Below are 11,889 nucleotides of genomic sequence, written 5' to 3'. Positions count from 1 at the left end.
CATATGAGCCCGGTCTCTGGTTCGGTGCGGAACCGTTGTGGCAACCCGCAATTCGCTCAAGATGCGGTCTTCCTCCTCGCTGAGAATGAGATGAATTGGAGCAGGCATAGAGTCTAGTGAAGCAAGTTAACACACCTCTCTATCTTAGATTTAATTGCAGCTGCCTACTTATCCCTCATTCATCACTCTAGGCAGAAGAAAAGTGTTGCATAGGAGCCGAAGGAGTCAACGGTGACCAACCTGGAAAGGCATTGATGATCCTGATGAGCTTAGCAAAGCCACGCTCTAAGGTAGAGATATCAAATAGCCTCATCCAAGGTTGAAGAAGGCAGAAAAAGATAAAGGGTTGAACCAGCAGTTGTACGTTGTTGAAACGTCGTTTCCATCCCTTTGCCTCCTGCCAATCAGGATGTTGCTGCAACCGCGTCAAGAGATCGCGTTGGCCCTCATCGAGGATTCCAGGCGGTTGAGCGCCGAATCCATAAAACTGCAAACTGACCATGAGATAGACACTCGATACCATCTCCCACCAGCGTTCGATTTGCTCGTAGTGCGTGAGTCGGTAATCCGCCCATCCTAATTCGTTTTTGCACTGCTTGAAGCCATATTCTATCCAGGTGCGCAGCCCATAGAGATTGCCAATAAACTCTGCTTGGTCTTGTTTAGAGGGCAAGTGGCTCATCACCATCCACGTGCTGTTAGCAGGCAACACAACGGGGTCGTTGGTCAGCGTCCAGTATCGCCACTCAAAGCGACGACCAAAGATAATTTCTTGGATGTATCGCGTCTCAGTCTCACCATTAGCAAACACTCGCTCGAATGCTTGCCAAGCACTGTAGCTCACCTCTGCTTCTTTAGGCATCCACACGCCATGATTCGAGCGAATCGCCATAATCCACGGCAACTTCAACTCGTCGAGCACATCTAAGAAGGGATGGCTCTCTCCGTAGAAGCTGTCGGCCAACACTAAGGAAAAGCAAAAGCCAAACTCCAGCAGTTCCTGAATGATTTGCTGGGCTAGTTGGAGCTTGGTTTGGTAAACATCCTCTACTTTGAGGCGACGTCGGGGCTTAAACACTTTGAACAGCAAGGGAAAGGTGAGGTCGCCCAGCACGCCATAGGCATTGACAGAAACCATGCCATTATCCACTTTGCCTACATTGCCAATGTACTGCCTGTCCACGTAATCGGTCGTTTTCCCTTTTTCGCGGTCTCCGGTGTCGTCCAGGACAAGCACAATGGGTTGTTGCTGGATTTGTTCGAGAATCAGAGACAGCCGTTGATAGCGTACGGCTTCGACTTGCCAGGGGGAGTGGGTCAGGAAGTGGTGCAGCACTTGGTCATTGGGCAAGCCGACTGCTTTGGCGATAGCAGGTAAAGACTTGCGAGGCAGCGGACCAACCAAGCCAAGATGCAGCGAGGTGAATGCTTCAAAACTGCGGACATTGCTAAAGAGATGCTGGTAGGCTCGACAATAGTTATCGACAAAACGAACTGTGGATTGAGGGAGACGAGGTTCAACCATCACAGGCACCTCAAGCAAGCGCATCTATGTTGATCTTACTCTCGCTAGAGTGATGAATGAGGGTTATTGAGCAAATGGGAAGTGGCTAAACTTTTATGTGGATTGAGGCTAGAACCTTTAATTTCTTATCAAATTTGCCTACTAAACACGAAAAAATTTACACTCCCGAGAAATGTCTTCACTTATGTAGTGTTGCTCAGTCATATGAGCTGATTTAATGACTGTTGTAGGAACGTTACTTGTAAACTTTCCATGATGAATTTTACTGAAACTCGTCTGTACGCTTGGCAATTCAGCAAATGATCAATTACAAATAGCACAGGCGTCTATCGAAATTAGTGATATGGAACCCGTTTCTCTTTCTGTAACTACAATTGCAACACTGCTGCTAACAAAAGCGTTAGAAAAAACAGGTGAAGCTCTTGGAGAAAAAGCGTTAAATCAATTTGGTACTCAAATTAGCAAATTGAAGCAAGTCCTTCAGCGCAAATCTCCAGATACCGCCACTACGATTGAAACTGTTGCGCAGCAGCCGAATTTAGCAGAAGTGAATCCAGGTGTATACAGCTCACAAGCACTAGCAGAACGGCTTCAAAATCTCGCCAATTCGGATTCAGAGATTGCTGAGGCAGTCAAGTCTGTCGCAGATGCAGTATATGCGAACCCTCAAAGTGTACAAAGCTTAACTAATATTGCAAATAAAATTGGTGTTGTTGCACCAGGCAGTGTGTTTACTGGTGATTTAAATTTTTGACTGGGATCAAATCCCGACCCCGCAGAAAAGCAGCTTATCTCACTGACGAGCTTTGTTGAAATATTAACTTGGATTGAACGAAAATCTAAATTTTCCGGACTTCGAGGATTACACCCTCCACATCAGACTGAACTTCTAAAAGCGATCCAACGGGTAAAACAAGTAGAAAGGGGATTGCTAGATTTTCGTGCAGTCGAAATTGATGCCTTAGAGCTAATTAGTCATTATGTTTTCTTTTGCCTTGAGGGCCGTCACTCACCTATATTTGGACGAATTTCTAAGACAGAATATCGTGCTCGCCTTAAGCAATTGACTATTTCAGGTCAAAAAATTCGAGTTGGCAAGATACGTTTGAGTGCACTTGTTAACGAACCACAAGTTGCAAAGTTAGTTGAGAGGTTGGAAGTGTTAAATGGGCCTTGATAAGCGACGTAGTCCGGATGTCATCCGAGAGTATTTTGACCTTCTGAAATGGTATAAACGCGGGGGTGAAGCGAAGCTATCACCAGAGGAAGTGGATGCAAATTCACAACTGCACTCAATCCAGCAGAATTTAAATGCAATTAAAACTTTAGTTGCAGAGAAGGAAATTTCAATCGCTCTTGATGAGGATGAGCTTGATAAAAATAAATCAGAGCTGCTATCTATTGAGGATAAATTAACAGCTTTAAGAGAGAAAATAGTTCTACTTCAGCAAAAGCGGTTGCAGTGGGTAGAGGCAATACCACCATCTATATCTTTGGAAGCACCAAAGCAACAAGAGTTAACAGCTATTCCACCGCTGAAACTAGCAATCATTTTACAGCTTCTATTAAAAGGGATGATTTTCGATCTCAAGACGATTTATCATGCCACTAGACTAGCGTTTGTTGCAAACGTTATATTAATAATTCCAACTGTTCTGGCTTTTTTAATAACCTTTATTCTCTACGTTAATTTCGGTTTTTTAGCTAATACTGTAATAACTATAGCATTAATTATTTATCTATATATTAAATCAAATAGTATCAGGAAAAGATATCAAAATGTTTTGAAACAGTATATTGAAGATATTAGAGTAAGGCAGGAAGCGCAAGTTCTCCAACAGCAAAATCTAAGCTTACAGGTTCAAGATAAGTTGAGGGAGTTAGAATTAAGCCTAAATGCTTTTGAAAATCAACAGTCCCAATGGTTGAATCATCAGCAACAACTTAAAACCCAAAGACAAGACTTAATTAGTCGAATTGAAGCGGATTACAAAGATTTAGATTGTTTACGATATGATCATCAAAAACAATCTAATCAGTATCAACAAATTATTGAAGAGTTGATAGAACAGAAGAAGTTGATAAATAAATCAAGATTACTACAACTGGAAAAGCAATGTCAGGAATGGCTAGAAAAAGATATTAATCGACTAACGAAGCAAGCGATGAGGAAGTTAAAATTACTTCCTTGTGATCATATTGGTGAAGTTGGTGCGATTCAAACTGAACCAATAAGAGTTTTAGTTGGTATTACCGAAAGAACTTCTCCAAGTTTACTAGTAGAGGATGACATCGAGCCAAATTTAGAAAACAACATAACTTCGGAGCTCTATATCAAAGCAGAAGAATTTAGAAGTGAACCTAGCTATGATGGTAAAAGCCGAAAGTATGGTGTTTACGAATTTTTAGTTATTTTTCTATGTGCTAATTTTCTAAGCTACTACAAATGCTACTTCAACTTCATTCGATCTAAAACTGTTAATGAAGAATACAGCGAGTATTTATATGACAGCATAGTATTCACGAAAATTCAGGAAAAATCATCTACAAGGCTTAAAGATGATGATCAGAAAAGAGTCTATAGTAAACGACTTCTAATTGCAACAAAAGATGGTAAGGTAATTTCCTTCCGAATTGCTAAATTTCGAGTTGAGCCCAATTTAGCAATTAGGCTCTCACAGATTGATGAGGCTGCTATTGAACTCCGCAAAATGTTGAGACAAAGAAGAATTGATGTTACATTAACCGAAAGTCTAGGAAATTCCTAAATTCGTAAGACTTGTAGAAAGTGCTTTTGCTTTGGGTTCCATGTGGGAACTTTCAATTGTCTTGAGTCAGTGCCAAATCAGTGGTAATTAGGCTTAGGTTTAACAAAGGGATGTTTTAGTCTTTGCCTCGGTTTAGGTACTGGATTAATTCGGTAATGTTCTAGACCTGTGGATGGTTTTCTAGAAGCTGTCTTCAGAAGCGAGGTTCAACCACTCTGATCCACAGGTCTAGAACACGACCTCCCTTGTCATAGCCGCTGCCGCTATAGTCGTTGGGTCTGACTTGATACCAGCCAGTTGGGAATGCGGGACTTTCTCTAAATCTCAAACACTTACCTATTTACTCTCTCGCTCAAGATCATCTTCTAGCCTTCTATGTCCAAGTTTTTCACCTGTAGCTTTTTCAATAAATTCATAAGTTTTGTCTGACAAAAGACCTGCCGTAAAGGCTAATAATATTAAAGTTTCTCGGCGCACCTCATTAATATCTGAATTAGATACAAACGAGTGAAGCGTAATATTGACAATAAAAACAGCAATTGCAAGGGTCATTCCTAAGGGGGGTCTGTAGAAATATTCATATAGATCAACCTTCGTTGAAGGGTCAATGTGTCTCCTAACAAGGTATATCCAACTACCAAATCCACCTAAAATGATCAATAGGATAAATAAATCTAGAAAATCGATTTGTGACTTTCGTGCGGTGGTGGAAGCCTGCCTCTCCTTTACCCACAAAACTGCTTCTACAGGAAGTTCAATTTCTTGCTCCTTAAATTTTTCAAACTTTTGAGTATCTTCATTCGGGCTTGGGAGCGTTCCTGCTCTCGGAGGCGTTTCCGTTTTTGTTGCACGAAACTTTAAAGGCATAATATTATTGCTGATCTTGAGGTTGCTAGCCTCAGAGACTTTAGGAGAAAAATCAGCAATTGACTCTAACCGTTTGGCGACAATATCAAATAGATTTTCGTAATCTCTACGACCTGGAGCAGTCATTTTGCTTCCATTTGCATCATCAATTGCGATAGCATCTCTCCAATTAACATTTACTTGAAGTCGATCAAGCACAATAGCAATAGGGGGAATAGAGGTTTCGTCCTGCTCAGAATACCTCTTCTCAATGTGCTCACTCATCACAGAAAAAACCTCATCCTGGCTTAGAGCTTTTTCCACTTGGCTTCCAGATATTACGGTGAAGTCTTGGCCTTGAGGTATTATGGTGAAGTTTGGGATTAAAGTTAAAACCTGAGTTTTTTTTCTTGGAACAAAAGCTTCAGCAATATCTAAAATAACGGTGGATGCTTTTCCACTTACTGCTTGCATACCAATTACAGCCAATAAAATAGCCCATATTAGCAAGCAAGTATTTGCGATGGCTACTTTTAATTTTGAATCTTTTATTATTAACGATGAACTCTGTATACTTTCAGTTATATGACTTGAGGATTTATTTTCTATTTCTGAATCTGCGTTCTTCATTGAACCGTTTTCCTCTTCCATATCCATGCTCTTTGTTAACTTTTTTGTAGCTTGTGATTTATAATGGTTTAGATTTTTTTAATTTTTAGAAATGACGTCAAAGCTGTGATCTAAAACGATGGTTTTTCGTTGCAGTTATTACAGCGATATTGTGATTTTGGGCATTGGTCTTTTAAGGGGTGAAGACAATGAAACCCACGGCTCGTTAGAATCTCATCTATCGAAAGGGGACGACTACAGTACCCCATTGCCGTTGCCAGAGTTCTGTTTTTTCCCACTCCTCAGTGCAATCGCACCCAATTATGCACCAATCGCTGAACGTCCAGCACTCGTTGCACCCTCTCTACTTGCTTGGCATAAGTATCGCTGTTGAACACTTTGGTCTTGCAGCTTTACTCTGCCGTTTTTCACGGTTTGCTCGCTCTGGCAATGGGAACATTTCATCATTTGAAATCTGTGCACTGTAACTGTTGTAGTAATTACCCTTTAGGGAACCAGTGACCAAAAGCTAACAGTACAGAGGTGCTCCAAATCGATAGTTTCATTTTTGCTAAAGTAAAATACCTCTTCTAGCTCTCCCCATTCGCTAGAAGTTTTAACGTGTTCAGAGTAAAGAATATGTAAAGTTTGATTCCCAGCTTGTATTTACCACTTACTAAGTAGCTGAGGATAGCGGAACTGCTGAGAAAAAGCTCAATCAGTCATTCGCTCTTTCTGTTCATGGAAGTACTGGGTTACGAGGCAATAAATGTTGCCTTGAGAAAAATAGAGGGAAACCTAGGGCTGAAACACCGTTGAACTGATGTTGAGCGGAACCTAGCAGTAGCAAACTCAGATGGCATACGTTGCTTACTTACGCTCTATCAAAGAAGAATTAAGAATTTCAGGTAAGGTCAGGAAGACTTTGCGTGTTAAAAGCATTCTGAAACACTTTGGTTATCTTCGGCGAAGTCAAGCTTTCATCAATGAGTTCAACTCAGCTCTTGATGAGCTAGAGCTATATGCAACTCCTGCCTTTGACATTTATCTGCCGCTAGAGGCCAGAGTGACGATTGCGATCAAAGGAGCAGCCGAAGCACCATCAGGTCGTACGACCGGGTCGCATCCTTCAAACCCAATAGAGCTAGCTTCTCCTCTCCAGGTTAAACACGATTTCTTCTACTACCTATTCGACTTTGGCTCTGAGCAAGAATATGAGCGATTTCAGTCTTGTCTTGACTCAAACCAGCCGATGGGTCTTTTCCTCGTTCCTCTAGAGCAAGACTTCTTTTCAGAAATAGTAGTCAAAGTCTTGACGTATGAGCTTGTTAGAAAAAATCAGTACAAAGGTAAAGGAGCACCTCTCAAGCGATCTAGGCTAGCCTTTTCTGCTGTGGGATCAGACGACATAAGCGATCTTGAAGGTTCACACAGTTCACTGCTTGACTCCAATATTTTCCACTTCAGCCAGTCAACCATGAGCAACGTGATTCTTGGCTCCACGGGGTCAGAGCTGCTGGACTCTGAGAAGTTTGATGAACAACTTGAGCAACTGTCTCTACGCACTCATAAGTACAACTCTGATCAGCTTTTTATCCTGTTTCATTGCCCCTCTGAGGCTCAGATTAGAACCCACAGCAGGAGTGACCTGTTTGGACACTTAGTAGACAGAGTTGCTAGTCAAATCCCTTTTACCTTCACTCTTCGGTGTAAGTATCCAGATCAGCAGTCTATTACAGCTCTTGAGGATATATATACTCACTTCCGTTTGTTGCTAGAAGTTCCAAAGCACCATTGCGAAGAGGATAATGCAGAGCTACTAGATTACTTTCTTGAACTACACAAAACCCAAATGCAATCTGAGCTGCAAATCCTACTTCAAATGCAGCCTGAGCATTTCAATGTTCTAATTTGGGGGCATGAAAGTGACGAACACATCTACTTGAAATATTTTGCTATTAGGACTCTTGAGACGCTGGGTTATGACTTATCGCAGATTCACTGTGAACTCCAGGTGTCTGGGAACATAGCTGAAGAGGCACAGGATGAAGAGAGTGCGGAAGTAGTTGAGTCAAACGCTTTTGCTGAGGATGGGGTTAGAAGGCGACCAGATGTTTATGTTGAAGACAAGCTGATTGTTGAAGTGGAGACTTTGAGAGGCAAGGGGTTCAACGACAACAACGTCTTCCTAGATTTAATCGATAGAATCATAGCTAAATCGGTTGGGTGGCCCAGCCAGCTTCAAACCGTTTGGTTAGTGCTCCCTGGCTTTGAGATCGCTCGTAACTACTACCAGCTCAAAAAAGTTCAAGAGATTCTAGAGCATCAACTAAGAGCCGAGTACACAAACTCGCTACAACTTCTGGTGATGGTTCCTGACTACGAGAATCACCAGTTAATTCCGGTGTCATTCAAGGAAATTGACTACCCCTCCTTCAAGCCTTCTCCTAAGCCCCCAACTCCGCCATCACCTCCTATACCGAACACGACAGAGCTAAGTTTCAAGCAGGTTAAGGGACTTGATGAGGAAAAAGAGAAATTAGGTAAGATCCTGCGGTTGCAATCGAAGGGAATCAAGAGCGGAATTGGCGGCATCTTGCTATTTGGTTTGCCTGGATGCGGTAAGACATTGCTTGCCAATGCTTTTGCCAATGAATCTGGTAGATACTTTTTCAAATTCTCACCTGCTGATATCCAAAGTATGTGGATCAGCCAGAGCCAGAAGAATGTCAAGGACATCTTTGCTCAAGCTAAAAAGAAGTCACCCTCTGTCCTATTTATTGATGAGCTGGACAGTATCGGCTTTAGCCGTAATGAGGTGCAAGCACATACAGATCAAAAGGCTACCATCAACCAGCTTCTGATCGAACTGAACAATGCTAAGGACAGTGATGTGATTGTGATCGCAGCTACTAACTGCCTCAGCAGGATTGATAGTGCCTTGAAGCGCTCTGGAAGGTTGGATTGGAAAATTCCGCTCTTTCCACCAGACAAGCTTGAAAGAGCAGCCCTATTTAGACACTACTTGTCCCAAATTGAGGTGAGCCTAGGGTTAGTCAACTGTGAACTGTTAGCAGAGCAAAGCTCAAGGTTTACGTCATCTGACATTGAACTGGTCTGTAGAGAAGTTAGAAATGCTGTCTTATTGGAGGAGATAAGTTCTAACGTAACGACCGCAGACCTAATTACATATATCACCAATGTTCAAGACGGTGGTTTAACCCTAGATGCAACCCAAGTTCAAGAGTTTCTGGATGAGTGCAAGAGATTGAGTGTGAGGAGTCCCAAAATTGATGCTCTGAAGGCCGAATGGAGTATCTAACTAATGCGATGTTCTGAGGGATTACTAAAATTTTTCCTTTGACATAGCTTGTTCGGACTCACCTATAAAAGTTTTAAGCGAAGTTAGCAGACGGTGCTGTACCTATGTTTTCGGATGTTCATCTGCTGGAATTGCCATACTTGGAGCTATCTCAGCGAAGTATTCTACCTGCCTGTCCTGCTATTTATTTTGCGCTTGACTCAGAAAATCGAGTTTTGTATGTGGGAAGGGCAACCAACCTGTTGGCGCGATGGAAAGATCATCATCGATTTGATCAGCTAAAAAGGCTAAGCCGAAGTGGAACGATTAAGCTTGCTTGGTTAGACTGTAGTTCAACTCCTGATCTACTTGAGCAAGCTGAGAGCTATTTTCTCAAACTTTATCATCCGCTTCTTAACCAAACACGAGTACCTGCCAAGAAGATCATTCCTTCTGAAATTACACTCCAAGAAAAACTGACCAAGATAGCCAAGTACATATTGGTATTTGGTATTGCTCCCGCCCAAGAGAGTCACCCCCCTATTATTTGCCTGAAGTACTTTGGCTGGGCAAGGGAAGTCAACACGCTACGCCGTATCTTGAAGGCTGGTAATCAATCAACTAGCCTAAAGTGGACTGAAACTGTCAAACGGAAGTATGGTGCCTGGTGGAAAACAAGTTGCAATGGGGTAGTTCTGGAGCTTGGCCCTTGGGGAAGCTTGCAAGATAAAGAACTTTTGAGTCAAAAGGCAGTTGCCCAAAAGCTAGCTGGGATAGAGATATTGGCTCTACCAGAAACAGCACTAGAAGAAGCTTTCGTGAAAAGCCCATTTCTGAAAGACAATTACCCTGGGCTAACAGCTTTGGAGTTTGATCCAATACCTCTGTTATGGAGAAAAGGATTTCAGCAGCCTACTAAGCGAGCATCCAAGCCTCAGTCACTACGCTCTCGACCTTTGCAAGAGTTTTAGAGAATATTACTGCCATTGCCAGTAGTACTCTCTGAGAACAGTAGACTCTAATGCTCCCTGAAGTTGCTAGACGACTTAGTAAACACGTACTAAATTGTCATTAGTGCTCGTAATCACCAAGTGGTGAAAGCCAATGACAGAAGCATCAAGCTCAAATCTAATTCTGCCTGACTCTGAAATCATTCAAGAAGTTTTAAGCGGCTCAAGTGATTCGATCATCAGAATGGCAGACAACGTAGGACTGTTCTGTAACGACCAAGTTGAACAGACTAGTGGAGCTAAGCCTAATGATTGGGTAGGCAAAAACATGCGGCTCTACCACGTTCCAGAAGAGCTTTCGCGGTACATTAACGCTTTACACAAGGAACGCACACTCAACGAGTTTCGCTACATAGCTCCTTTCATGGATGGCAGACTCCACCGCTTTTGTGTTAACGCAAGACTGGTTACTTATCGGGGCGATCTCTGCCGCTTAGTGAAGGTCTTGGAATGTGAGCCACTAAGTTAAGGTGGTTTTCTGTAGCCTTGGCTTCTCTCAAAAGCGGGCTATATTACGTGACTCAGCTACTTGACCAATTAGTTTGACAACTGCTCCAGTCACTAGCGTCGGAAAGTTCGTTACGTTGTAGCCCACACTTAGGAACCGGATCGCCACATCTTCCCGCAGGGCTTTCGCTAAAGCCTTTGAAACACCGTATTGCTCATAGGCCAACTCTAAATGCTGCCTTGCTTGGTGCAACCGCTCTGAAGACGGTAGGTAGTGACGTTTGACGTGGGAGTTGAAGTGGGGATCAGCGGGCACTAAGTTCCAGAGTTCGTTGATTGGGTAGATTGACACTGGCACTAAGTGGTCTAGGTCGTAGCTCACACCACTTCGGATTCGATTCTCTGTCCAAGGGCAAACAAACTCATGTCCCTCCACTAGCAGCAAATCAATATTGTTGCGTTCCCAAGTCAGAGGTCGGCGGTTGTCTGGGCGATCAGTTAGCAGACGGTAAATGTCACCGCGATCAACTTGCTGAATGCTCTCCTGTCCCACACCCTCCGAAAAGAGACACCACTCATGAATGCAGAGTGCTTCCACCCATAACGATAAAGTCTGAAACGACTGCCATAGCTCAGCTTGGATAACTAAGCACTTGTCGTCACTCTGCGTTCCCGGTACAGGAACAGCTAGCCCATTGAGTTCCTTGTACCTAACAGGCTGTGAGAATATTGTCCAATTGCCAGGGCCAGCATAGCGAATTGGCATTTCTAGGGTTTTGCTAATTTCTCTAATAGCCTCCCGATAGGCTTTTAAGAAATCTTGAGAGTACAAAGCCTGCTTACGGGCAACTCGCATCTCATTGATGACGAAGAAGCCATCTGAAGGGCGAGAAACGGTTTCCAACTCTTGCTCCCATCGCAAGCGAAGCGCAGCTAGGGTTGGTCGAAACGCCATATCGTTTCTTGTTTCACCATTCAGCTTTGCCCGCTGTCCCTGGAAAATCGGCTTGTTGGGATCAACGAACGGCCAGAAGTAAGCTACCCAGTACTCTGCTAAAACCTTGAGTGGAACTGCAACGTCTTGGTTGTAGCTCCTTAAGTCTGGAAAAGATAGCACGACATCATTAATTGCTCTCAGCAAGGCGATCTTATAGCTTGTCACCTTTGCATCATGCTTCAGGATGGTACTAATGACTTTTCCAGAGTCAACTTTTTCCATGTCTATGATTCATTGCTTGAGAGCTTTGAACATATGCTTACAATTCAACTTAGAGAATGTTTGTAAATAGATATGAAGTAGAAAGAATTCAGGTAGTGAAATGAGCAATATCTAAGGAGTCGAAGCTCTTGGGGACGGAACTATGAGTCCACGCAACTATGACA

General features: G+C 42.9%; 8 protein-coding genes. 5 read left to right on the top strand and 3 right to left on the bottom strand.

The genetic code is table 11. From position 1 onward, the window contains the following. Positions 1–187: 187 nt before the first annotated feature. Entirely contained in the window at positions 188–1,525 is a 1,338-nt protein-coding gene (locus NDA01_RS29560; protein ID WP_348230833.1) for an IS701 family transposase, read from the bottom strand. Positions 1,526–1,868: 343 nt separating this feature from the next. Here NDA01_RS29560 and NDA01_RS29555 point away from each other — a divergent pair, with 343 nt between their 5' ends. Then, positions 1,869–2,279 carry a hypothetical protein gene (locus NDA01_RS29555; protein WP_348230832.1) on the top strand — a complete coding sequence of 137 codons (411 nt, stop codon included), beginning with the start codon at positions 1,869–1,871 and terminating at the stop codon, positions 2,277–2,279. A 412-nt stretch (positions 2,280–2,691) separates the two neighbouring features. After that, positions 2,692–4,293 carry a hypothetical protein gene (locus tag NDA01_RS29550; RefSeq protein WP_348230831.1) on the top strand — a complete coding sequence of 534 codons (1,602 nt, stop codon included), beginning with the start codon at positions 2,692–2,694 and terminating at the stop codon, positions 4,291–4,293. Between the two features lie 336 nt (positions 4,294–4,629). Here the strand turns inward: NDA01_RS29550 and NDA01_RS29545 are convergent, their stop codons facing one another. Beyond that, entirely contained in the window at positions 4,630–5,796 is a 1,167-nt protein-coding gene (locus NDA01_RS29545; RefSeq protein ID WP_348230830.1) for a hypothetical protein, read from the bottom strand. An 808-nt stretch (positions 5,797–6,604) separates the two neighbouring features. Here NDA01_RS29545 and NDA01_RS29535 point away from each other — a divergent pair. The 3 genes from NDA01_RS29535 (at position 6,605) to NDA01_RS29525 (ending at position 10,528) form a co-directional block, all read left to right on the top strand. Then, positions 6,605–9,070, top strand: a complete 2,466-nt coding sequence (locus NDA01_RS29535; protein ID WP_348230829.1) for an AAA family ATPase — start codon at positions 6,605–6,607, stop codon at positions 9,068–9,070. A 104-nt stretch (positions 9,071–9,174) separates the two neighbouring features. Next, positions 9,175–10,020, top strand: a complete 846-nt coding sequence (locus NDA01_RS29530; RefSeq protein ID WP_348230828.1) for a GIY-YIG nuclease family protein — start codon at positions 9,175–9,177, stop codon at positions 10,018–10,020. A gap of 133 nt (positions 10,021–10,153) precedes the next feature. Next, positions 10,154–10,528 carry a PAS domain-containing protein gene (locus NDA01_RS29525; protein ID WP_348230827.1) on the top strand — a complete coding sequence of 125 codons (375 nt, stop codon included), beginning with the start codon at positions 10,154–10,156 and terminating at the stop codon, positions 10,526–10,528. 27 nt (positions 10,529–10,555) lie between these two features. Here NDA01_RS29525 and NDA01_RS29520 read toward each other — a convergent pair whose 3' ends face one another. Next, positions 10,556–11,725, bottom strand: a complete 1,170-nt coding sequence (locus NDA01_RS29520; RefSeq protein ID WP_348230826.1) for a DUF8808 domain-containing protein — start codon at positions 11,723–11,725, stop codon at positions 10,556–10,558. Between the last annotated feature and the right edge of the window lie 164 nt (positions 11,726–11,889).

This window comes from Trichocoleus desertorum AS-A10 (assembly GCF_039962155.1).
In the GTDB taxonomy this organism is placed as follows: domain Bacteria; phylum Cyanobacteriota; class Cyanobacteriia; order FACHB-46; family FACHB-46; genus Trichocoleus.
This window is presented reverse-complemented; position numbering and strand designations above follow the sequence as displayed.

Excerpts from the sequence above, each read along its gene's own strand:
- NDA01_RS29555 (WP_348230832.1), top strand. The coding sequence starts at position 1,869 with ATGGAACCCGTTTCTCTTTCTGTAACTACAATTGCAACACTGCTGCTA.
- NDA01_RS29535 (WP_348230829.1), top strand. The coding sequence starts at position 6,605 with ATGGCATACGTTGCTTACTTACGCTCTATCAAAGAAGAATTAAGAATT.
- NDA01_RS29520 (WP_348230826.1), bottom strand. The coding sequence starts at position 11,725 with ATGGAAAAAGTTGACTCTGGAAAAGTCATTAGTACCATCCTGAAGCAT.
- NDA01_RS29525 (WP_348230827.1), top strand. The coding sequence starts at position 10,154 with ATGACAGAAGCATCAAGCTCAAATCTAATTCTGCCTGACTCTGAAATC.
- NDA01_RS29560 (WP_348230833.1), bottom strand. The coding sequence starts at position 1,525 with ATGGTTGAACCTCGTCTCCCTCAATCCACAGTTCGTTTTGTCGATAAC.
- NDA01_RS29550 (WP_348230831.1), top strand. The coding sequence starts at position 2,692 with ATGGGCCTTGATAAGCGACGTAGTCCGGATGTCATCCGAGAGTATTTT.
- NDA01_RS29545 (WP_348230830.1), bottom strand. The coding sequence starts at position 5,796 with ATGGATATGGAAGAGGAAAACGGTTCAATGAAGAACGCAGATTCAGAA.
- NDA01_RS29530 (WP_348230828.1), top strand. The coding sequence starts at position 9,175 with ATGTTTTCGGATGTTCATCTGCTGGAATTGCCATACTTGGAGCTATCT.